Genomic DNA, 22,294 nt, shown 5'->3' with positions numbered 1-22,294 from the left:
AATGGATTATTGAATGTGAATGATGTATGAAATATCCGAATTTTATATTAGTTCTTGTACTTTCTTTTCTGGCTTCGTGCATTAAGGATAATGTGCCGGATTCGGGAGAGGATAAAGTGAAAACAGGAGATGTACTTCCTGATTTCGCGGTGGAGATGAATGACGGTAATGTAATCTCTACTGAGGATGTTAAGGGAAAGGTGTCGGTGATTACTTTCTTTCATACGCTGTGTCCGGACTGTCAGGCTGAACTTCCGGTTTTACAGAATGTATATGAGGAATATTCGGATGACGACAGGGTGATGATTTTTGCTATCAGCAGAGAGGAAAATGATGTTGATGTGTCTGAATACTGGGAAGAGAATGATATTACGATTCCATATTCAGCTCAAGAAGACAGAACTGTATATGAAATGTTCTCCACATTTGGTATCCCGAAAATTTATATTTCAGACAGGGAAATGGTGGTGAGATATATTCACTCAGATGTGGATATGCCGACGGCGGATGTACTGAAATATGAAATCAATAGTCTTATTAATGAATGATATGACATTTATCAATATTATACATACTTTAAAGTCTTTATTTTAATCAATACGTTTATAAATCAAGATTTTTTGTGTAAGTTTGCAGACGAATTATAAAATACCATAGCAATGTCAGAGTCAAAGAAAATTAAAACCGCTCTTATTTCGGTTTATCACAAAGACGGTTTGGACGCAATAATTGCCAAACTGCATGAAGAAGGTGTACAGTTTCTAAGTACAGGTGGAACACGTCAGTTTATTGAATCATTAGGTTATCCATGTTTGGCGGTAGAAGATATTACTACTTATCCGTCTATTTTAGGTGGTAGAGTGAAAACTCTTCATCCGAAAATTTTTGGAGGTATTCTTTGCCGTAGAGAACTGGAAGGTGACCGTAAACAGGTTGAACAGTATGAAATACCGGAAATAGATTTGGTTATTGTTGATCTTTATCCGTTCGAAGCTACAGTTGCATCTGGCGCAAGTGAACAGGATATTATTGAAAAGATTGATATAGGTGGTATTTCACTTATTCGTGCGGCTGCCAAGAACTTTAACGACGTGGTTATTGTAGCAAGCAAGGAACAGTATCCTACATTGCAGAATATCCTGAATGAAAGAGGAGCCGTAACTACTCGTGATGAAAGAAAGGCTCTTGCACGTGAAGCGTTCGGAGTTTCTTCACATTATGATACTGCAATACACGCTTACTTTGCAGAAAATACTAAATAATATATCATATTAATTTTATGGCAGAAGGGTTAGCATGTCGTATTTATGACGTGTTAATCCTTATGCCATATTAATAAACAACAACCTAAAAGATGGGTTTATTCTCTTTTACACAAGAAATAGCGATGGACCTTGGCACAGCCAATACCATCATTATAAGTAATAATAAAATTGTAGTTGACGAACCTTCGGTGGTGGCTCTAGACAGACGTACAGAGAAGATGATTGCAGTGGGTGAACGTGCAAAACTTATGTACGAAAAGGAGAATCCTAATATACGCACCGTGCGTCCGTTGCGCGACGGTGTGATTGCCGACTTTAATGCCTGCGAACAGATGATGCGCGGACTTATAAAGAAGGTTAATCCTGGAAAAAGACTTTTCACTCCTTCTCTGAGAATGGTTATCGGTGTGCCTTCTGGCTCTACAGAAGTCGAGTTGCGTGCCGTGCGCGATAGTGCTGAACATGCCGGTGGACGCGATGTGTATCTGCTTTTCGAACCTATGGCTGCAGCTATCGGTATTGGTCTGGATGTTGAGGCTCCAGAAGGTAACATGATTGTTGACATAGGTGGTGGTTCTACAGAAATTGCCGTGATTTCTTTGGGAGGTATCGTGTCAAATAACTCAATCCGTATAGCAGGAGACGATCTTACTGCTGATATTCAGGAATATATGAGCCGCCAGCATAACGTAAAAGTCAGTGAACGTATGGCTGAGCGTATCAAAATACATGTAGGTGCGGCTCTTACCGATCTTGGTGATGAGGCTCCAGAGGATTATATCGTTCGTGGTCCTAACCGTATTACAGCGCTTCCTATGGAGGTACCTGTATGTTATCAGGAAATAGCTCACTGTCTTGAAAAGAGTATTGCCAAGATTGAAACAGCTATATTGAGTGCGCTTGAAAATACTCCTCCTGAACTGTATGCTGATATTGTAACTAATGGTATTTATCTTGCCGGAGGTGGTGCTTTGCTCAGAGGTTTGTCTAAGCGTTTGACAGATAAAATAAATATTCAGTTCCATGTTGCGGAAGACCCATTGCTCAGTGTTGCAAAGGGTACAGGTATCGCGCTTAAGAATGTTGACCGTTTCTCATTCCTGATGCGCTGATTTGCTGTGTTGCTTTTTCGTTTTTATGAATGATTAAATAGTTATTGAGTGCGTAACATATTAGACTTTTTAATCAAATATTCTCACTGGACTCTGTTTATATTGCTCCAACTGCTGGCTGCAATATTGCTGTTCAGATTCAATAGCTTTCAGGGAAGTGTGTGGTTTACCTCTGCATCCGAAGTAACGGCTTCTGTTACTAAGGTTGCTGCGGAGGTGACACGCTACTTTGGACTTGAAAAGATGAATCGTGACCTTACGGAGCGCAACGTGCAACTGATGCAGGAACTTGAATATTACAAAAGACTAGTTGGTGAAAAAGAACATAGCAATGACAACCTGATAGTTATTCAGGGGATGCAAAAGACTATAAGGACTGATTCGTCAGTGGTGGTTATAAAGAATCCGCCAACGATGATGGACCGGTCGTTTGTAGTGTGTCCGGCAAGGGTTGTGAATATCAGTGTAAGACGGCTGGATAATTATCTGGCTATTGACAAGGGTGAATCCAGTGGTGTTCGTACAGGTATGGGAGTAATCAGTGGTATGGGAGTGGTAGGTATAGTGTGCCGGACTTCAGAAAATTATTCTTTGGTGCTCCCAGTGATTAATTCGGGAAGCAGTATCAGTTGCAAAATAGCACGTACAGACTATTTCGGATTCCTTAAATGGGAGGGTGGTGATCCTCTTACTGCTTTTATGACTGATGTTCCAAGACATGCGGAATATGAAATAGGGGATACGGTTGTGACAAGTGGGCACAGTACTGTATTTATAGAAGGAATACCTGTAGGTACTGTAGCGTCGAAAGACGAAAGCGACGATGAAATGTCGTATACATTGGAGATACGTCTCTTTACTGATTTTGGAAGACTGAATGATGTGTATGTGATGGCTTTGCCTCCACGCGAGGAACTGAAAGAACTGGAAAAAGACATAAAATACTGAATATGACTTCTACATGGGTAAATAAGATAAAATGGTTTGTCATACTTGTTTTGATTCAAGGGGTGATAATAAGTCAGGTACAGGTGTCAAGATATGCTGTACCATTGCTTTATGTAGTGTTTATTCTGAAGCTTCCTTCTGATACCGGCAGAAAATCTTTATTGTTTTATTCGTTTCTTTTAGGATTGTGTGTAGATATTTTTTCTAATACTCCCGGGCTGAATGCTACAGCTTCATTATGGCTGGCCATGGCCAGGCCTCAGTTGCTCAGGTGGCAGACGTCTCGCGATGCGGCAGAATCTTTTGTGCCAGGAATAAAGTCTATGCGTACGGCACCTTATTTCAGATATGTCTTGCCTTCAGTATTGTTGCATTCTGCCGTACTTAATATAGTTGATGCTTTTTCAATATCCAAGGCTGCGGATATAGCCATTGCTACTTTGGCAGATACAGCTGTTACTGTAGTGTTGATAATGATAATTGAATTTGTTGGGAGGAAAAAATAGTGAAACGGGATTATCAGCTCGAAAAAAGAAAATATGTTCTCGGAGGAGTTATTATCCTTATTGTTCTGGTCTTTATCATACGTTTGTTCACCCTGCAGATAATGAGTGACGATTATAAACGTAATGCCGACAGTAATGCTCTTCTTCAACGGATTAAATATCCTCCCCGCGGATTGATTTATGACCGTCAGGGGCGTCTGCTTGTATTCAATCAGCCGGCATACGATATTACTGTAGTCATGAAAGAAGTTGAGAAATTTGATACTCTGGAATTGGCTACATCACTTGGAGTTACCAAGGACTTTCTTGTTAAACGTTTTAATGACATACGTAACCGACGTCTTAATCCCGGATATTCAAGATACACTCATCAGGTTTTGCTCACACAGCTTTCTTCGGAGGATTGTGCCGTATTTCGTGAAAAGCTTTTCAATTTTCCCGGGTTTTATATTCAGGCCAGAACTGTAAGACAGTACGGATATGATTGTGGAGCTCATATTCTTGGAGATATAGCCGAAGTATCTAAAGGTGAGATAGAAGATGACCCATATTACAAACGAGGCGATTTTATTGGCAAGCTAGGGGTAGAGCGTTCGTATGAGACTCAGTTAAGAGGTGAGAAAGGAGTGGAGATACTTCTTCGTGATGCTCACGGAAGAATTCAGGGAAATTATATGAACGGTAGCTTCGACAAGGCGCCTGTAGCAGGAAAGAATCTGAAGTTGAGTCTTGATATAGAGTTGCAGGCTCTTGGCGAGAGACTGTTGGAGGGGAAGATTGGAAGTATAGTTGCCATAGAACCTTCAACAGGAGAAGTCTTGTGTCTGGTTTCATCTCCATCATATAATCCTCATCTTATGGCGGGCAGACATAGGGGAGAGAATCATCTGAAACTTTCTGTTGATCCGTGGAAACCGTTACTGAACCGTGCCATTATGGGTACGTACCCACCCGGTTCCACGTTCAAGACTTCGCAGGCACTTACTTTTCTTCAGGAAGGTATAATAAATACAGAGACGCAATATCCGTGTTCGCACGGCTTTAATTTTAGAGGATTGCACGTAGGATGTCATGCTCATGGCTCTCCGCTGTCTGTTATTCCTGCTTTGGCTACTTCGTGTAACGCATATTTCTGTTGGGGACTGTATTATATGATAGGTGCGCGCAGTAAGTATGGTTCGGTACAGAATGCAATGAATACATGGCGCGATTATATGGTTTCTATGGGTTTCGGCTATCCTTTGGGTATAGACTTGCCAGGCGAGATGCGTGGTATGATTCCTAATGCTGCATTCTATGACAAGGCTTATCGTGGTTCATGGAACGGACTTACTATTATAAGTATTTCCATAGGACAGGGTGAGGTTACACTCACACCTCTACAGATAGCCAACTTGGGCGCGACGATTGCAAACAGAGGATATTACATAACTCCTCATGTAGTTAAGGAAGTAGAGGGTGATGAGCTTGATAAAAAGTATTCTGAAAAACATTATACAAAAGTAGATCGTTCGCATTACGACGAGGTTGTGCAGGGTATGCGTGCAGCTGTATTGGGAGGAACTTGTAGAGGTGCGAACCTGCCTGATATAGAAGTTTGCGGAAAAACCGGTACTGCTCAGAATAAAGGTAAAGACCACTCTGCATTTATGGGTTTTGCTCCTATGAACAATCCGAAGATAGCTATAGCTGTATATGTGGAGAACGGAGGTTTCGGTGCTGTTTATGGAGTTCCTATAGGTAAACTTATGATGGAAAAATATCTTAAGGGCGAACTTTCGCCTCAAAGTCAGTTACAGGCTGATGAGATACAGAAACGAAGAATCAATTATGGCATACAGGAAAGATAGTATATTTAAGAATGTTGACTGGTGGACCATACTTTTGTATGTGTTGCTGGTAGTTTGCGGATGGTTCAGTATTTGTGGAGCCAGTTATGATTATGGTGATCCAAATTTCCTGGATTTCGGTTTACGCTCCGGAAAACAGCTTATGTGGATAGCCTGCTCATTTGGACTTGCTGCAGTGATATTGTCTCTTGATCACCGTTTTTTCGATACATACGCTTTTCTGATATTCGGCATCCTGCTGTTTCTTCTCTTTGCCACCATATTCAATCCACACGAGATTAAAGGATCTAAATCATGGATTGTTCTTGGCCCTGTAAGTATACAGCCGGCCGAATTTGCCAAGTTCGGCACGGCGTTGGCTCTTGCCAAGTTTATGGGCGAATATACTTATTCATTGTCGAACAGGAAACATCTTATGGCAACTCTAGCCATAATACTGCTTCCTATGTTTCTGATTGTAATGCAAAAAGAGACAGGGTCGGCATTGGTCTATCTTTCATTCTTTCTGATGTTATACCGTGAGGGTATGCCTGGTGCAATATTGTTTGCAGGAGTCTGTGCCGTAGTATACTTTATAGTCGGTATCAGGTTTTCTATTGTTCCTATGGCCGACGAAGTTACTCCGTGGGGAGAGTTTGCCGTACTTTCTCTAATAATTATACTGACATCCGGACTAATATGGGTTTATTGCAAGACAGGAAGGAGGCTTGCTTTAACAATATTGGGAGTAGGGGTGTCAGGTATTGTTCTTGGTGTATTATTCTCGTTCTATGTCATACCTTTCAATATTGTATACATGTTGTTGGTTATGATAGGTGTGTTGTTTCTCACTATGATAGTATACTTTCTGCGTGAAAGAATTTATAGTTATCTCTATATATCTTTCTTTGTTATAGGTTCGGCTGTTTTCCTGTTTTCTACAGATTATGTCTTTTCCAAAGTTCTTGAACCTCATCAGAAAGTCAGAATAGAAGTGTTGTTGGGTATGAAGGACGATCCGTCAGGAGCAGGTTACAATGTTAATCAGAGTAAGATTGCCATTGGTTCCGGAGGATTGTTGGGTAAAGGTTTTCTGAATGGTACTCAAACGAAACTTAAATATGTTCCGGAACAGGATACAGACTTTATTTTTTGTACAGTGGGCGAGGAACAGGGGTTTCTTGGCTCATCAGTAGTTCTTATATTGTATCTTTCGCTTATCTTACGCCTTATAACTCTTGCGGAACGTCAGCCGACAAGATTTGCGCGTGTATACGGTTACTGCGTGATGAGTATTTTCTTTTTCCATTTGTTTATAAATGTAGGAATGGTTTTAGGACTTACACCGGTCATCGGTATTCCTTTGCCGTTTTTCAGCTATGGAGGTTCGTCTTTATGGGGATTTACGATTCTACTATTTGTTTTCCTCAGGATTGATGCCGCGAGATATGGAAATTCCAATGTCGGTTATTGATGACAGAGTGAATCCTTGCATGATATGACATATTTTTATGACTGAGTCTGAACTCTCCCTGTAGTTGAATATAGGACCGTCTGCTTCGTATTGATAGTATCCGCTCGCTGTACCGTTTCCGTTCCAGTTACCTCGTTCATTGGCCAGATACAAATGTACTGTGTCGCTTTTTTCCTTATCAGGCAATGATACAGACAACCATAAGTCGCGGTATGGATAGCTTACGGTATGTCTTATTCCTATTCTTGTGTTGTAAATTCCTATGCCAATACTGTCGTTAAGTGTGAAGAATATAGTGTCTGTTCTTTTCCAACCATTTTTATCTATTGGATAATAACGGTGGTAAACTGTATTTGTGGAACATGATGCTAATATAGCACATATAGCAATGATTATATATTTATGTGATAAGGCAGACATATATTCTGTATTGAATATTTATATAATTCGTTATAAATGACATACAGGCAGAGGTTTACCTCTGCCTGCTATAATTAGTTATTGTGGTAAATTTTCAACATTGGCTTTTCCCTCCGGTTGGCGCTGCTGATTGTTCGGTTTAGGCTTTTGTTCACCTTGTTTTTGTTCGCCTTGTTGATTCACGTTCTGCTGTCGCCTGTTAGGGTTATTACCTCGATTTTTATTACGCTGGTTTTTCGGTCTGTTGTCAGCTGGTTTTACCGGTTCGTTGTTCTCTTTCTGTTGTTCTTTCTGCTGCTGTTGTTGCTGTTGTTGAGGTTGTTGCTTTTCCTGTTGTTTGGGCTGAGGCTTAGGCTGCTTGTTCTGAGGTTTTTCAGCAACAGGCTTTTCAGCTACAGGTTGTACTGACTCATTAGGTTGTTGTTGAGGCTGTCCACCTTTATTCTTTTTCTTTTTGTTTTTTGAGTTTTTGCTTTTGTCAAATCTTGTCAGACTTTCCTGCTCAAGCAGATCTTTTGGCTTACGTTCATCTTTTGCTGTTTCGCTGCCTTCAAGTTTTTCCGGTTTTTCTCCGCGGCGGTTCATATTGATAATCTCGAATGCCCTGCGTGCGCTGATTGTACATTCGTTGGCAAGGAAACTCTTGTCTGTACTGTAGGTTATTGTACCTCCAAGGATATCTGCCTTGAAATAATAGTAAGTGGCATCGGCTGTTTCAAGTTCAATTTCCCTGCTAGGCAGTCTTTTCTGGCATTCCACGTAAGCATCTACTTCATAGTTGAGACAACATTTCAGTTTTGCACACTGTCCTGCCAGTTTCTGTGGGTTCAAAGATATGTCCTGATATCTTGCGGCGCTTGTAGATACTGATATAAAACTTGTCATCCATGTAGCACAGCACAATTCTCTACCGCAAGGGCCGATTCCTCCGATTCTTCCGGCTTCCTGACGGGCACCTATCTGCTTCATCTCTATACGAACCTTGAAGGCTTCTGCCAGAACTTTGATAAGCTGTCTGAAGTCGACACGTTCGTCGGCAATATAATAGAATATTGCTTTGTTGCCATCACCCTGATACTCCACGTCACCGATTTTCATCTTGAGCCCCAGGTCTTCCGCAATCTTGCGTGAGCGTATCATGGTCTGGTGTTCGCGCGACTTAGCCTCTTCGTATTTTTCCATGTCCACAGGTTTAGCCTTACGATAAACTCGTTTGATTTCAGCGTCAGGACGTATGTTGGCCTTTTTCATCTGTAGCGGAACGAGTCGTCCGGTCAGCGTCACTGTACCTATGTCGTGTCCCGGACTTGCTTCTACAGCCACTATATCGCCTTTCATCAGTGGCAGACGATTACTGTTCTTATAATATCCTTTTCTGGTGTTCTTGAACTGTACCTCCACCATGTCCTGTTCGTCGGCATTCCCAGGAATGTCGGCCATCCAGTCGTATGTATTCAGCTTGTTGTCCTGTCTTCCGCATCCACTGCATGCAAGGCAACCGCTACCGTTTTTCAGTTTATATTCGTTGTCCATATTTATATATTTAGTGCCGGTTATAACCAGTCTAACCGGTGTATATTATCTGTTTTTGATTAAGACTATCATTCTCACTGCCAGATCGAAGAAAACCATTTTAGGGTTTACATTCTGTTCGATATGTTTTATGGCCTCTTCTATCAGCTCTTCTATGCCGCAAACGTTTCTTTCGTTTATGAACGGCGCAAACCTGACTGCAAAAGCTGCCTCTTCGCGGTTCATGTAATTCAAGTCCGGCATTCTGAAGTTTGCCATGAAATTCTCGCGTGTCATTCTTGATGCGTATCTGAGGAAAATCTTGTGTCTTTCCCTTCCTCTTGCAGCCATTTGCTCGCTCCATTCCTTGAGAGAACGTATGTCACGACGCCATGCCTGACGCATCAGAGTGGTGAAACTGTCAAAACAGGCTTTCTCCTCATCACCCAGGCTTATGTTCTGCATAGCCTGAAGTACGCTTCCTTCCGACAGACGTGCGATGTCCTGAGCATCAGTTTCAGTCAGTCCGAACCTGTCTGAAAGATATTTTGCCAGAATATTCTGTTCTATCGGAACCAGATTTATTCTCTGTGTTCTTCCTGCCAGTGTGGGAAGTACGTATTCAGGTTCTTCGCTCACCATGATGAACAGTGTTTTCTCCGGTGGCTCTTCAACGAGTTTCAGAAGCTTGTTGGCACACTCGGCATTCATCTTTTCCGGCAGCCATATTATAGCCACTTTATACCCCCCCATTGATGACTTGAGCGATAGTTTCCGCTGTATCTCGTTACTTTCAGAGGTGTATATAAGCGGTTGCTTGTTTGGGTCACCCATATCTCCGCACCAGTCGGCAAGCGAGAAATAAGGCGAACGTTTCAGCCTTTGTCTCCATTCCGGCAGCCAGTCGTCCGATATCACAGTCGAGCCGTCCTTTTTCCTGATTACCGGGAAAACGAAATGTATGTCAGGATGTTCCAACTTGTCGGCCATACGGCATGACATACACTCGCCGCATGAATCATTGTCAGATGGATTAGTACAACATACATACCGTGCAAGCGCCATGGCAAATGGAAGCTTTCCGCAACCGGAAGGACCGCAAACCATTATGGCATGTGGAAGTCGTCCCGCATGCATGGTCTGTAAAATCATGCTTACGGCTTCCTGCTGACCGATAACGGAGGCGAATCCTCCATTTTTTCCTGTATGTATGCTGTTCATCATTTTTGTCTGAATATTAATATATAGCTTTTGCTATTTTTGCTATTGAGTCTACGGCTCCCACAGAGTAAAAATGAATACTTGGTACCCCGTGTGCCATAAGTTCCTTACACTGGTTTATAGTCCATTCGCATCCCAGTGCAGCCACCTCTTCGTCGGATTTGCATTTTCTCACTTCCGAGGCGAGTGCTTCCGGCAGGTCAATCTTGAATGTTCTTGGCAGTACATTCAGCTGAGCCATTTTCTTCAGTGGTTTTATACCAGGGATAATAGGTACGTTTATACCTGCCTTGCGAGCCTTGTCCACGAAATCAAAATATTTCTCATTGTCGAAAAACATCTGTGTAACTGCATATTGAGCTCCGGCTTCCACTTTCTGCTGAAGCCAGTACAGGTCTCTTTCCGCATTTGGCGATTCCTCATGCTTTTCCGGATAGCAGGCTACTCCGTAGCAGAACTGAGGCGGAAGCTTGTCCATCTCTTTTCCGTCGAAGAAGAATCCCTGATTATATTTGTTGATTTGATGTTGTAGGTCTATCGCATGTGCATGTCCGCCATCTTCCGGAGTGAAACTCTTCTGGTGGGGAGCCTTGTCACCTCTCAACACGAGTAGATCTGATATGCCTAGAAACTGCAAGTCGATAAGAGTATATTCTGTCTCTTCAGGTGTATATCCGCTGCAAAGTATATGCGGAACCACTGTCACACCATACTTGGCCTTTATGGCCGCGGCTACAGCTACTGTACCGGGGCGTCTTCTGGTAAGCTTACGGCAGTACATCCCGTTCGGTTCGGGCATATAGACATATTCACTGCGGTGTGTTGTTATATTGATGTATTTTGGATTATAAGGAAGCAGTGTCTCTATGTCGGACATCAGCTTATCTATTCCCGCACCTTTCAGTGGAGGAAGTATTTCGAATGAGAAAGCTGTTTTATTCTCGGCATTTATCAAATCTATTACGCTCATGTTTTATCCTATATTTGTATGTATTGTTTACAATGGAGACAAATTTAGGAAAAAAAACGGACATAATGGTATTGACATTCCAAATTTCTACAAATAGCTTTGTCCGAAAACTATATGACAGGTGTGAGCAGGTGTGCAAACCATCCTACGAAGTTCCTCCATGCTCCTCTTTTCCTGTAATATTCTTTTGTCATCCTTTCGCTGTTCTTCTTGTCGTTACTGTAAATCTCGTCCAGTTCCCAAGTGGTCTGGAGGTCGAATATAAAGGCGTTTATTTCGTAGTCGTATTTCAGACTTCTGCTGTTCAGGTTTGTGCTGCCCACTGTGCAGAAACGGTCGTCCACAGTCATTACTTTGGTGTGATGAAATCCTCCCTTGTAGAGATATATATGTGCTCCGGCTTTTCTGAACTTGTTCGCGTAGTAGAATCCTCCATCGGGTGTAAACGAAATGTCACATTTTTCTGAAATCATTATTTCTACTTTTATGCCTCTTTTCAAAGCTCTGTATATGGCTTTACGGACACTTCTTGTAGGAGTGAAGTAAGGGGTGACGATGCGTATATGATGTTCCGCGGCATCCATTGCTTCGATATATGCCCTTCGCACAGCATCCGGTGTCTTGTGTGGAACTCTTTGTACTATAGCTACTTGCTTGCCTAGTTGCTTTGGAGTATAGGTACTGTCCATACCATACGGGAAATATGTCTCTCCGCCTACGTTCTGTTTTGTCTCCTTGTTCCACACATAGAGGAATGCTTTCTGTAGTCCGCTCACTGCAGGACCTTCTATGCATATATGCATGTCTCTCCACGGGCCTATTCCAGGCAGACCGTTAATATAATAGTCGGCAATGTTCATACCTCCGGTAAATCCCGTCTTACCGTCTATAATCACTATTTTCTGATGATCTCTGCTGAAAGCATGGTTTATGTATGGAAATTTCATCGGATCAAATCTGATTATTTCTATACCTCTTTCGTTCAGCATTTTCAGATGTTCCTTCCTTAGCGGTCGGTTGTTCGACAGGTTTCCGAAATCATCGAACATAGCTCTTACCTTCACTCCTTCTTTAGCCTTTTCCGCCAGCAGGGTGAATATTTCTTTTGCTATAGAGTCGCTTCTGAAATTGAAATATTCCAGATGAATATGTTTCTTGGCTTTTCTTATTGCTTCGAACAGGTTTTCGAATTTTATCCTTCCATTTGGTAGAAGTTCTATTTCATTGTTGTTGTAGATAGGGATTTTTCTTTCCTGCAAGAATTTTGCAAAGATTGAATCTGACGGTAAATATTCTTCATCGGTTGCTTCATTTTGTGTGACAGATGCCGATATTTTATCTACAGAACAGAAAATCAGAAATATTATTGTTAAAATATAAAACCTTGAATTCATACTAAAATCGAATCTAGGGATGCAAAAATAGTCATTATGTATTATATAACAAAATACTATGTGGTTTTGACTACAAATTGCGTAAATAATACATAATTATACTATGATTGAATGGCAATACTTATTGCTGAAAGTGGCAAAATAGGTATCTTTGTGACATAAAAAACAATATGAGAAATGGCTTCGAATATTAATAAAAAGAATTTTCCCGTTCTAGGGATGAGTTGTGCAGGATGTTCTGCAAGAGTGGAGAAAACATTAAACAAACAGCCCGGAATAATCAGTGCTTCAGTAAATCTGGCAGCTGCAATAGCTACGGTGGAGTATAACGCTGACGAATGTACCCCGGAACAGTTGAAGGAAACTGTCAGAAAAATAGGATTCGATCTTATTATCGAAGAAAAGAAAGAGATACAGAAGGAAGCCGAGGAAGTTCGTAATAATCATTATAAGACATTGAAGGTGAAGACTTTTCTGGCAATAATCCTGTCTCTTCCGGTTTCGGTGATAGCAATGTTCTTTCATGACATGCCATACGCTTCGCAAATAATGGCTGTACTTTCCGCTGTGGTAGTATTCGGACTTGGAAATGGATTTTTCATCAATGCCTTCAAACTGCTCACTAAGGGTGGCGCAAACATGGATACACTCGTAGCCTTGAGCACCGGTATATCTTTTCTTTTCAGTCTGTTCAATATGTTCTTTCCGGAGTATCTTCTACGTCACGGAATAACTCCTCATGTATATTTCGAAGCGGCATCTATGATAGTTGCCTTTATCCTTCTTGGACGTACACTGGAGGATAGAGCCAAAGGAAACACAGCCGAAGCGATAAAGAAACTTATGGGACTTCAGCCCAAGAAGGTGACAGTGATGCGGAATGGTACGGAAATGGAGACAGATATTGATATGCTCATGGTTGGCGATACTGTTGTGGTGAAGCCGGGCGAGCGTATAGCAGTAGACGGCGCTGTGATTTACGGTTCGTCATACGTTGACGAAAGTATGTTGAGTGGTGAGCCAGTTGCCGTGCTGAAAGAGAAAGGTTCAAAGGTCTTTGCCGGAACTATCAACCAGAAAGGAAGTTTCAGGTTTGTGGCAGAGAAGGTGGGCAGTGAGACTGTTTTGGCACAAATCATAAAAATGGTTCAGGACGCTCAGGGAAGCAAGGCACCTGTCCAGAAACTCGTCGATAAGGTGGCAGGAATATTTGTCCCTATTATAATATCAATAGCTTTACTCTCGTTCGTTCTTTGGGTATCTCTTGATTCCGAAAGCGGACTTACCCATGGCTTTCTGGCTGCCGTTACAGTGCTGGTTGTAGCCTGTCCGTGTGCTTTGGGACTTGCCACACCAACAGCCATCATGGTCGGCATTGGTAAGGGAGCCGAGTTGGGAATACTCATCAAGGATGCCGACAGTCTGGAGATAGCCCGTAATGTTGACACTGTAGTTCTTGATAAAACAGGAACCGTCACCGAAGGTAAACCGGTGGTTACAGACTGGATGTGGAGCGACGGGACAGAGGATGTAAAACGCATATTGTGCGGACTGGAGAAACACTCTGAACATCCGTTGGCAATGGCCGTTGTGCAAGGTATAGGAACGGAACCGGCTGAAATAGCAGGTTTTGAAAGCATAACAGGTCAGGGAGTAAAAGGCATTTGTGACGGTAAAACATATATTGCAGGAAACAGACGTTTGATTTCATCCTTCGGAATTGTTATTCCTTCTGATATGGAAGAAAAAGCATCAATACTTGCCGCACAGGGTAAGACTGTGATATGGTTTGCCGATAATGAGAAAGTATTGTGTCTGTGTGCTATAACTGACAAGATGAAAGAAACATCTGCTGCGGCAATATTCAGACTGAAGAGCATGGGTATAAAAGTAGTAATGCTTACCGGAGATGCCGATGCTCCGGCACGTTATATGGCAGAACTGTCGGGAGTGGATGACTATAAGGCAGAAGTCACTCCACAGCAGAAGGCTGAGTTTATCAAAACTCTCCGTTCTCAGGGCAGGGTAGTGGCAATGGCAGGCGACGGTATAAACGACAGTGCCGCCCTTGCTGAGGCTGATTTGAGTATTGCCATGGGTAAAGGTAGCGATATCGCCATGGATGTGGCAAAGGTTACTATCATTTCATCCAATCTGGAGAAGATTGCAGACACTATAAGTCTTTCGCGTCATACTGTGCGTACTATCCGCCAGAACCTGTTCTGGGCGTTTATATATAATTTAATAGGTGTCCCTGTAGCGGCAGGTGTCCTATATCCTATAAACGGTTTTCTTCTTAATCCGATGATAGCCAGTGCTGCCATGGCTATGAGCAGTGTAAGTGTAGTTACCAACAGCTTGAGGCTGAGAAAGGCTAAACTATAATCAGTTTCCAACAAACGTTTTTTGCTGCTGACCATAGTGGACAGTGGTGTCGACTATAGTGGGCAGAGGTGCCGACTATCGTCAGCAGTGCTGCCGACTATCGTCAGCACCAGAATATACATGCCCTTTCTTAGGATTTTTTTAATTAATTCTAGATAATATGAAAAGGGAAAATATGAACAGTGAAAGCGAAAATATCGTAGCGATTGTCTAGGCGTAACATCCTAACTTTGCGCCGGATAAACAAGAAAAACGATATGAAAAGACTATTACTCAATTTTGCTTTAGCCTGTTCGCTTTTTCCTCTTGGAGCGCAGCAGGTGTTGACGCTGGAAGAATGTCTGCAGATAGGTATTGAGAATAATCTCACACTGCAGACCAAGCGCAACGAAATTATCAAAGGAAAGCACAGCATTTCGGAGAACCGTTCCAAGCTGTTGCCGCAAATCAATGCGGTGGCATCTTTCAACGACAATTTCAATCCACCCGTTTCGGTTACCGACGGTTCGGCATACGGTAATCCTTACAACGTGACAAAGACATTGCAGTATAACGCGTCGGCAGGACTGCAACTTCAGATGCCGCTCTACAACCAGACCATTTATACAGCCATGTCGGTTACGAAGATGATGGATGAAATAAACACTCTCTCTTACGACAAGGCACGCGAGGACCTGATAATGCAAATCACAAAAATGTATTATCTGGGCCAGAGTACAGCCGAGCAGATTTCTATAGTGAAAGAAAACATCACCCGTCTGGAAGAATTGAGAGACATTACTACAGCTTTCTTCGATAATGGTATGGCTATGGAAGTGGATGTGAAGCGTGTAAATATCAATCTGGAAAATCTTCAGGTGCAGTATGACAATGCTGTGGCAATGCTCACACAACAAATCAACATGTTGAAATATGTGATAGACTATCCTGCTGAAACAGACATCACACTCACTCCGGTGGATACTGAAAGCATCATTCCTGTAGAAATGAGTGGTCTGTACGAAGGTCAGCCGGAACTTGAGCTGCTGAAGAAACAAAGTACATTGGCAGAAAAACAGAAGAAAATGATTTCGCAGGGATATATTCCTTCACTATCGCTTACCGGAAGTTTCATGTATTCTGCATTCACCGACAAGGCGAAGAACTGGTTTCATGACGGACCGTCAAGCAAATGGTACAACTCATCAGGTATAGGTCTGACATTGAGAGTGCCGATATTCGACGGACTGGACAAACGTTCTAAAGTAAGAAAGGCGAAACTTGACATTGAAAATGCAAAACTGTCTTACGAAAATGCTTTGAAAAGTTTCAGAACACAATATCTGAACGCCACGAACGATCTGATGAACAGCCGCCGCAATTTCACCAAGCAGAAAGACAACTACCTGTTGGCAGAGGATGTTTACGAAGTGACTTCAGACCGCTACCGTGAAGGTGTGGCTTCAATGACAGAAGTACTTCAGGACGAAATGCGTATGAGTGAAGCACAGAACAATTATGTCACTGCACATTACAACTACCGTGTGAATAATCTTACAATGCTGAAACTTACAGGAAAACTAGAGACACTGTTGAAATAAGTATAACTTCAAATAAAAAACGATATGGAAACAAAAGAACTTGATATAAAGAAAAACACACTTGAGCAACAAGCTGCAAAACTCAGAAAACAACGCCGCCGCCAGATGCTGGCAAGTACATTCGGAATTATAATCCTTCTTGCAGGACTCTATCAGATTGGAGTAATGTTCTTCAGCTACAAACTGAATGAAACAAGCAATGACGCACAGATAGAACAATACATTTCGCCGGTAAACCTCCGTGCCTCGGGCTATATAAAGAAGGTGTATTTCACCGAACATCAGACAGTGAAGAAAGGCGACACACTGATGGTTCTCGACGACCGTGAATACCGCATCCGCGTTATGGAAGCCGAGGCTGCATTGAAAGACGCAATGGCAGGAGCTTCAGTCATAGGTCAGACACTCCAGACCACCAAGGCTTCAGCTTCGGTTTATGAGGCTTCAATCTCTGAAGTGGAAATCCGTCTGGCTAAACTGGACAAGGATCGCAAACGTTACGAAAACCTTCTTCAGAGAAATGCTGCCACACCTATCCAGTTGGAACAGATAGAGACAGAATATGAGGCGACTAAGAAAAAACTCGTGGCTTTGAAACGTCAGCAGGAAGCAGCAATGTCTGGAGTGAACGAAGTATCAACCCGTCGTCAGAACATGGAAGCTGCCATACAGCGCGCACAGGCTGCACTCGAAATGGCAAGACTCAATCTTTCATACACAGTAGTTACCGCACCATGCGACGGACAGCTGGGACGCCGCGCCATAGAGGAAGGACAGTTCATCTCTGCCGGACAGACCATAACCTATATATTGCCTGACACTCAGAAATGGGTGATAGCCAACTATAAGGAGACACAGGTAGAAAACCTTCATATAGGTCAGGAGGTAACACTTACGGTAGATGCCATAAGCGACAAGGAATTCAAGGGAAAAATTACAGCTATATCCGGTGCCACAGGTTCAAAATACTCACTCGTACCAACTGACAATTCAGCCGGAAACTTTGTTAAGATACGTCAGCGTGTTCCTGTAAGAATAGATTTCGAAGGGCTGAGTAAGGAAGACAATGAACGTCTTGCTGCCGGAATGATGGTTATTGTGAAAGCAAAATTATAATCTATGTCAAAGAATTATCCATTCTATAATTGGGTTCCCAAACCTATAGGTATCATCCTGCTGATACTGCTTTTCATCCCGATACTGACTGTGGGCGGAGTATATACAGCCAACAGCGGTGAGATGACAAGCGGACTGGGAATCCAGTCGGAACATATCCAGTTCGTGGGGTTCGTCACCTCGATAGGTATGGCAGCTTTCGCTCCATTCTTCTATCAGCTGGTATGTATCCGCCGTGAAAAAATGATGTGCGTGGTGGGTTTCTCACTCTTGTACATCCTCAGTTATGTGTGTGCTGTCACCGACAGTATCTTCCTTCTTGCATTGTGCAGCCTTATCATGGGTTTCCTCCGTATGGTGCTCATGATGGTGAACCTCTTTACTCTGATAAAATATGCCTTCGGAATGGAGGCTACAAGAAATATCACTCCCGGAATGGAACCGACCACGGAAGAAGGCTGGGATGCCCTTGACACAGAAAAAAGCAAGAGTATGCCTATTATCTACCTCTTCTTTATGATACTTGGGCAGATAGGAACATCGCTCACAGCATGGCTGGCATACGAATATCAGTGGCAGGACGTGTATTACTATATGATGGGAATGACGCTTGCAGCCATACTTATTATAATGGTGACAATGCCTTATCATAGTTATAACAGCCGACGTTTCCCTATCAATTTCCGCAAGTTCGGCAGTGTGGCAGTGTTCAGCGCTATGATGACCTGTATAGTCTATGTTCTGGTTTACGGCAAGACTCTCGACTGGTATTCCGATCCTACAATAGTCCGTTCCACTGTGCTTGCCGTGGTGTTCGGTGCAGCCTTCTTCTATATGGAATCTTCCGGACGTTCGCCGTATTTCATGACAGAAGTGTTTCGTTTGCGTACTATCAATATGGGTATCGTACTTTTCCTTCTGCTGATGATATTCAACACCAGTTCCATGTTTGTCAATGTCTTTACCGGGGTAGGCATGAAGATTGATAACTGGCAGAACGCTGCCCTAGGCAACTGGAGCATATTGGGATATTTCATAGGGGCGGTAATAGCCATAGTATTGGGTTCAAAAGGAGTGAAACTGAAATACCTTTTCGGAATGGGCTTTTTTCTGATAGGAATGTCGGCACTGTTCATGTATTTCGAAGTACAGACAGCAGGACTATATGAGAGAATGAAATATCCGGTGATAATCCGTTCCACAGGGATGATGCTGTTATATTCCCTTGCTGCTGTACATGCCAATCAGCGTATGCCATATAAATATATGTCCACTTGGATTTGCATAATGCTTTCTGTACGTATGATTTTAGGACCATGTATTGGTACTTCACTTTATACCAACGTGCTTCAGCATCGCCAACAACACTATATCACACGTTTTGCGCATGACGTAGATAGGGTAGAAGCACAGAATGCCGCTTCGTACGACCAGACAGTGCGAGGAATGCGCTATCAGGGTAAGAGTGAAACCGAAGCAGAGAACATGGCTGCCATATCCACAAAGGGTAAGGTACAGGTTCAGGCTACACTCTCGGCTGTGAAGGAAATGTCCGGCTGGACATTCTACGGATGTATGATTTCTATGATTTTCGTTCTTGTTTATCCATATCGCAAGAGGAAATTATCGGCTTAGCGTGAATTTTTTCCGCTAAGTCCGGTAATTTTACTAACTTAGCGCAAAGTTAAGTTGATATGATAAACTGTTCTGAAAGATTAATAAAGCTGGAAGAAAAAATATCCGGTCAGTCTGATGTATGTTCATCGGGCGGACCGGTTTTTGATTTTCCGGAAAGTATGAAAAAGGGGTTCGTCAATTTCGGTATAGGATTAATTGTATGCCATGAGGGTCAATTTGATTTTATACTTTCCGGGAAACAATATTATGCTCATAGAGGTGAGACAGTTTTCATTCACGAAGGTTCATCCTTCCGTATAACGGGACAGTCGGACAATATTGAAGTAAGTATCATTATATATAAGGTAGATCCTATACGTGATGTTCTCGGTAATATGGTTTATTCCGTGCATCTCTACTCGCAGATGTCGCCGGAAACACATTGTGTATGGAATACCGGTGATGAAGATGATGTGGCAGGGTATATATCACTTATCGGAACAGAACAGCCGCAGCAGGATGATTTCTTTCCGGTATACGAAAAGCGCTTGCTATTATTGTCTCTTACATATCGTCTTTGTTCAGTATTTCAGAAGAAATTCCTTTCCGGAAATTCTGTAGGAGCAAGGCGCACAGAAATATTCCTCCGTCTCATCCAGCTTATCGATCGTTATTTCATGTCAGAACGTGGAGTTGAGTTCTATGCCGACAAACTGTTTCTTTCTCCGAAATATCTTTCCGGACTTTCGAAAGCCTTATGTGGATACACGGTTCAGGAATTGGTGTTCAAGGCCATAATACGTAAGTCAATGGCTATGCTCGACAGTACAAACAAGACCGTTCAGGAAATATCCGATGAGTTCAATTTCCCTAACCCTTCCAGTTTCGGAACATTCTTCAAGAAACAGGTAGGGATGTCTCCTCAGAAATATAGGGATAGGGAAGGGTAAAGGTTTTCATGCTCTTAAAACCGGATAAACGGTTTCTGAACCATTGATACAAACAAATCAAATACTTAAAGCCTTTTTGTTTGCTTAAACATTTTTTTTGTACATTTGTCTGATTAAAAATTCTTAATATTATGGAAGAACTGATTTTGGAAAGACTTAGACAAGGAGATGAAAAGGCGTTCAAGCATATATTTGATCGCTATTATACACTCCTGTGTCGCTTTGCAAATCAGATATTAAATGATACTTCTTTGGCTGAAGAGATAGTGGATGATGCTATTTTCTATCTATGGGAGCACCGTGCGGATATTGAAATCACACATACTATCCGCGCATATTTGATGAGATCTGTACGCAACCGTTGTCTTAACGAACTTAATTCATTGTCACACCGCACGGAACACAGCTTTTCCACTTATCTCTCTGATGATAATCTTGAATTTCTCGATACACTTTTCGCCGATGAAAATCATCCTTTGGGCACCCTGATAGAGCAGGAATTGGAAGATGAGTTGATGCGTTGTATCAATTCATTGCCCGATGAATGTCGCAAAGTTTTCAAGAAAAGCCGTTTCGAACAAAAAAAATATGAAGAAATCGCTCAAGAACTGAATATTTCTGTTAATACGGTTAAATATCACATTAAGAATGCATTAGCATATCTTAATACTCATCTTGCCGAATATCTTAAACTCATTCTGATATATATTTTTATAGAAAAATGAAAAAAAGTTCATTTTTCCACTACCCTATAAATCTATTATTTTGTCTAACCTATAAAGCCACTAATAAAATATATGGAAAGAAAAGAAATACATAAAGAAGAAATTGACAATCTGATATCTATGTATCTTACTGGAGATATAGATTCGCAATCTTTGAAGACTCTTGTTGCCTGGAGTAAAGAGTCGTCTGAGAACAGTCTTTATGTAAGAAACAAGATAGAAATATGGTTTTCATCAGGAGTGGCAGGCAGTATGACTTCTTTCGATAAGGAAAAAGCCTTCGAAAGATTTAAGAACCGTATTGAAAAAGCTACTATAGCAGAAGAGCAGAAACAGCGATTTACAAAATCCCGCAGCTTTAAGATCTTCTATCGTGTGGCAGCAGCAATACTTATTCTATTACTTCCACTTGCCGGTTATTGGGGCGGTGTGGAAACAGTGAAAAGTGGTTTCTCTGATATAGTGGTAGAAGCGCCAATGGGAGCACGTACAAAACTTTACCTTCCTGACGGAACGCTGGTTTGGCTTAATGCTGGTTCAAAAATTACCTACTCACAGGGTTTTGGTGTTGATAATAGAGATCTGACACTTGAGGGAGAGGGGTATTTTGAAGTTAAGAGGAATGAGGAAGTGCCATTTAAGGTTAATACCGAAGATTTGAATTTACGTGTCTTGGGAACAGTATTTAATTTCCGTAATTACATAGAGGATGACGAAGCTGTTGTTGAATTAATTGAAGGTTGCGTTGAATTAAATAGAAATGCAATAGAAAATGATAGATATGTAATGTCTCCTTCTGATAAATATATTATGAATAAGAAGGATGGTTCTTATCGTTTATCACGTTCGAAACCAGACAATGCCAGAGCATGGACTAATGGTGAGTTATTTTTTGATAATGATTGCCTTTCAGAAATTGCACGAATACTAGAGAGAACATATAATGTAGATATTGTTGTAGCTGATTCTTTAAAAAATCTTAGATTTTACGCATCTTTCGTATCTTCTGAAATGAATGTTGAAGAAATATTAAAATCTTTTGCGGCTACAGAACGTATGAAATATGAAATTAAAAACAATAGATATCTTTTGTATTAATTAACCAACCATGAAAAAATTTAATTATGAATGCACATCAAAAAGAATTTACCGGCTAGTAACTAGAAAACCGGAAGACAAGGGGGGTCTCCCGGTTTGGGAAATGTTTTTCTGTTAGGGAAAGAAAAACACGGATTAAGGTTTCGCAAAGTTACGAAAACTTTATCCATTC

Annotated in this window: 18 protein-coding genes and 1 pseudogene; 14 read left to right on the top strand and 5 right to left on the bottom strand. The window is 41.8% G+C overall.

Annotated elements, in window-relative coordinates:
* The first annotated feature begins 26 nt into the window (after positions 1-26).
* The 7 genes and pseudogenes from Q0486_RS04280 (at position 27) to rodA (ending at position 7,134) form a co-directional block, all read left to right on the top strand.
* On the top strand, positions 27-548 hold the full coding sequence (locus Q0486_RS04280) for a TlpA disulfide reductase family protein (RefSeq protein WP_299230552.1): 522 nt from the start codon (positions 27-29) through the stop codon (positions 546-548).
* Positions 549-659: 111 nt separating this feature from the next.
* Positions 660-1,244: pseudogene (locus tag Q0486_RS04275) on the top strand (IMP cyclohydrolase); the annotation flags it as partial.
* A 110-nt stretch (positions 1,245-1,354) separates the two neighbouring features.
* Positions 1,355-2,377 (top strand): rod shape-determining protein, encoded by a 1,023-nt coding sequence (locus tag Q0486_RS04270; RefSeq protein WP_299230550.1) that lies wholly within the window; start codon positions 1,355-1,357, stop codon positions 2,375-2,377.
* Positions 2,378-2,425: 48 nt separating this feature from the next.
* Positions 2,426-3,325 (top strand): rod shape-determining protein MreC, encoded by a 900-nt coding sequence (gene mreC, locus Q0486_RS04265; protein WP_299230548.1) that lies wholly within the window; start codon positions 2,426-2,428, stop codon positions 3,323-3,325.
* Between the two features lie 2 nt (positions 3,326-3,327).
* Positions 3,328-3,831, top strand: coding sequence for a rod shape-determining protein MreD (locus Q0486_RS04260; RefSeq protein WP_299230546.1), 504 nt, complete (start codon positions 3,328-3,330; stop codon positions 3,829-3,831).
* The gene (mrdA, locus tag Q0486_RS04255; protein ID WP_299230544.1) at positions 3,831-5,681 is read left to right on the top strand and encodes a penicillin-binding protein 2; all 1,851 of its coding nucleotides are present in this window, start codon (positions 3,831-3,833) and stop codon (positions 5,679-5,681) included. Before Q0486_RS04260 ends, mrdA begins: the two co-directional genes overlap by 1 nt.
* A complete protein-coding gene (gene rodA, locus Q0486_RS04250; RefSeq protein WP_299230578.1) occupies positions 5,662-7,134 on the top strand; it encodes a rod shape-determining protein RodA in 1,473 nt (490 codons plus the stop codon). Before mrdA ends, rodA begins: the two co-directional genes overlap by 20 nt.
* Here rodA and Q0486_RS04245 read toward each other — a convergent pair.
* From Q0486_RS04245 to Q0486_RS04225, 5 genes are all read right to left on the bottom strand, one after another.
* Complete coding sequence (locus Q0486_RS04245; protein ID WP_299230542.1) at positions 7,075-7,554, bottom strand: gliding motility lipoprotein GldH; 480 nt, start codon at positions 7,552-7,554, stop codon at positions 7,075-7,077. The genes rodA and Q0486_RS04245 overlap by 60 nt on opposite strands.
* A gap of 78 nt (positions 7,555-7,632) precedes the next feature.
* Positions 7,633-9,087: a regulatory iron-sulfur-containing complex subunit RicT gene (ricT, locus tag Q0486_RS04240; RefSeq protein WP_299230540.1), complete on the bottom strand. Its 1,455-nt coding sequence runs from the start codon at positions 9,085-9,087 to the stop codon at positions 7,633-7,635.
* A gap of 45 nt (positions 9,088-9,132) precedes the next feature.
* Complete coding sequence (locus Q0486_RS04235) at positions 9,133-10,290, bottom strand: DNA polymerase III subunit delta' (protein ID WP_299230538.1); 1,158 nt, start codon at positions 10,288-10,290, stop codon at positions 9,133-9,135.
* 13 nt (positions 10,291-10,303) lie between these two features.
* Positions 10,304-11,257, bottom strand: coding sequence for a methylenetetrahydrofolate reductase [NAD(P)H] (metF, locus tag Q0486_RS04230; RefSeq protein ID WP_299230536.1), 954 nt, complete (start codon positions 11,255-11,257; stop codon positions 10,304-10,306).
* 110 nt (positions 11,258-11,367) lie between these two features.
* Positions 11,368-12,651, bottom strand: coding sequence for a phospholipase D-like domain-containing protein (locus Q0486_RS04225; protein ID WP_299230534.1), 1,284 nt, complete (start codon positions 12,649-12,651; stop codon positions 11,368-11,370).
* Between the two features lie 177 nt (positions 12,652-12,828).
* Between Q0486_RS04225 and Q0486_RS04220 the strand changes: the two genes are divergently transcribed.
* The 7 genes from Q0486_RS04220 (at position 12,829) to Q0486_RS04190 (ending at position 22,122) form a co-directional block, all read left to right on the top strand.
* Positions 12,829-15,036, top strand: coding sequence for a heavy metal translocating P-type ATPase (locus Q0486_RS04220; RefSeq protein ID WP_299230532.1), 2,208 nt, complete (start codon positions 12,829-12,831; stop codon positions 15,034-15,036).
* 257 nt (positions 15,037-15,293) lie between these two features.
* Positions 15,294-16,616 carry a TolC family protein gene (locus Q0486_RS04215; protein WP_299230530.1) on the top strand — a complete coding sequence of 441 codons (1,323 nt, stop codon included), beginning with the start codon at positions 15,294-15,296 and terminating at the stop codon, positions 16,614-16,616.
* 24 nt (positions 16,617-16,640) lie between these two features.
* The gene (locus Q0486_RS04210; RefSeq protein WP_204445231.1) at positions 16,641-17,732 is read left to right on the top strand and encodes an HlyD family secretion protein; all 1,092 of its coding nucleotides are present in this window, start codon (positions 16,641-16,643) and stop codon (positions 17,730-17,732) included.
* Between the two features lie 3 nt (positions 17,733-17,735).
* Complete coding sequence (locus tag Q0486_RS04205) at positions 17,736-19,367, top strand: MFS transporter (RefSeq protein ID WP_299230527.1); 1,632 nt, start codon at positions 17,736-17,738, stop codon at positions 19,365-19,367.
* 59 nt (positions 19,368-19,426) lie between these two features.
* Entirely contained in the window at positions 19,427-20,299 is an 873-nt protein-coding gene (locus Q0486_RS04200) for a helix-turn-helix domain-containing protein (protein ID WP_299230526.1), read from the top strand.
* Positions 20,300-20,430: 131 nt separating this feature from the next.
* Entirely contained in the window at positions 20,431-21,024 is a 594-nt protein-coding gene (locus tag Q0486_RS04195) for an RNA polymerase sigma-70 factor (RefSeq protein ID WP_299230525.1), read from the top strand.
* Positions 21,025-21,096: 72 nt separating this feature from the next.
* On the top strand, positions 21,097-22,122 hold the full coding sequence (locus tag Q0486_RS04190) for a FecR family protein (RefSeq protein WP_299230524.1): 1,026 nt from the start codon (positions 21,097-21,099) through the stop codon (positions 22,120-22,122).
* The last annotated feature ends 172 nt before the right edge of the window (positions 22,123-22,294 follow it).

Origin of the sequence: uncultured Bacteroides sp., assembly GCF_937912035.1 — a bacterium.
Lineage (GTDB): Bacteria > Bacteroidota > Bacteroidia > Bacteroidales > Bacteroidaceae > Phocaeicola.
This window is presented reverse-complemented; position numbering and strand designations above follow the sequence as displayed.

Bases quoted from the DNA above. Each gene is read 5' to 3' on its own strand.
- Q0486_RS04210 (WP_204445231.1), top strand. From the start codon at position 16,641: ATGGAAACAAAAGAACTTGATATAAAGAAAAACACACTTGAGCAACAA.
- metF (WP_299230536.1), bottom strand. From the start codon at position 11,257: ATGAGCGTAATAGATTTGATAAATGCCGAGAATAAAACAGCTTTCTCA.
- Q0486_RS04190 (WP_299230524.1), top strand. From the start codon at position 21,097: ATGGAAAGAAAAGAAATACATAAAGAAGAAATTGACAATCTGATATCT.
- Q0486_RS04245 (WP_299230542.1), bottom strand. From the start codon at position 7,554: ATGTCTGCCTTATCACATAAATATATAATCATTGCTATATGTGCTATA.
- rodA (WP_299230578.1), top strand. From the start codon at position 5,662: ATGGCATACAGGAAAGATAGTATATTTAAGAATGTTGACTGGTGGACC.
- ricT (WP_299230540.1), bottom strand. From the start codon at position 9,087: ATGGACAACGAATATAAACTGAAAAACGGTAGCGGTTGCCTTGCATGC.
- Q0486_RS04215 (WP_299230530.1), top strand. From the start codon at position 15,294: ATGAAAAGACTATTACTCAATTTTGCTTTAGCCTGTTCGCTTTTTCCT.
- Q0486_RS04225 (WP_299230534.1), bottom strand. From the start codon at position 12,651: ATGAATTCAAGGTTTTATATTTTAACAATAATATTTCTGATTTTCTGT.
- Q0486_RS04235 (WP_299230538.1), bottom strand. From the start codon at position 10,290: ATGATGAACAGCATACATACAGGAAAAAATGGAGGATTCGCCTCCGTT.
- Q0486_RS04200 (WP_299230526.1), top strand. From the start codon at position 19,427: ATGATAAACTGTTCTGAAAGATTAATAAAGCTGGAAGAAAAAATATCC.
- Q0486_RS04220 (WP_299230532.1), top strand. From the start codon at position 12,829: ATGGCTTCGAATATTAATAAAAAGAATTTTCCCGTTCTAGGGATGAGT.
- Q0486_RS04280 (WP_299230552.1), top strand. From the start codon at position 27: ATGAAATATCCGAATTTTATATTAGTTCTTGTACTTTCTTTTCTGGCT.
- Q0486_RS04270 (WP_299230550.1), top strand. From the start codon at position 1,355: ATGGGTTTATTCTCTTTTACACAAGAAATAGCGATGGACCTTGGCACA.
- Q0486_RS04260 (WP_299230546.1), top strand. From the start codon at position 3,328: ATGACTTCTACATGGGTAAATAAGATAAAATGGTTTGTCATACTTGTT.
- Q0486_RS04205 (WP_299230527.1), top strand. From the start codon at position 17,736: ATGTCAAAGAATTATCCATTCTATAATTGGGTTCCCAAACCTATAGGT.
- Q0486_RS04195 (WP_299230525.1), top strand. From the start codon at position 20,431: ATGGAAGAACTGATTTTGGAAAGACTTAGACAAGGAGATGAAAAGGCG.